Raw genomic sequence first — 555 nt, forward strand, 5'->3', positions numbered from 1 at the left:
ATCTAAAGTTGAGGCACAGTCTACTATCTTGACCGCCTGGTTGGCTGAGCAAAAGCTGCAGATGTCTGATTTTGCTACTGCTACTCTCAATAACAGTCTCAAGGGTGGATTTTCAGGGAAGGCTGCGACAGCTGCGACAAATTATCTAACAAGTATTCCACAACCAAATCTGCAAAACCCTATTAAATGAGGTCTGCTATGGAACAGATATTCAGACTAGAAGAGAAATATAAGCAAGAATTAAAGAAAATAGAGCAAGTTGAAGAAGCGCTGGATTCTATGAGATTAGATGCTCGGAGAAAGACAGATTTATTGAGTGACCAATTACTTTACTATTCTAGAGATCATTTAACAGATGAGATATATCTAGCACTTAGTAAGATGAATGACAATATGGAACAATTTGATTTGTCCGTCAAAAAATCTTTTGATGCACTTAGTGAAGAGAGGGAAGAAGTAACCGCTAAGTATCGGAAAGATTTAGAACGATTGGAGGAAGANTATTATAAAAGAAAGAAAGCTGAAAACTCTCAAATTTAGACTGTAAAAATATCA

1 pseudogene is annotated in these 555 nt (G+C 36.5%); it reads left to right on the top strand.

Annotated features, from left to right (window positions below):
- Positions 1-190 (top strand): annotated as a pseudogene (locus tag D8792_RS11275) (hypothetical protein); the annotation flags it as partial.
- Between the last annotated feature and the right edge of the window lie 365 nt (positions 191-555).

This window comes from Streptococcus cristatus (assembly GCF_003943505.1).
Classification (GTDB): Bacteria; Bacillota; Bacilli; order Lactobacillales; family Streptococcaceae; genus Streptococcus; species Streptococcus cristatus_E.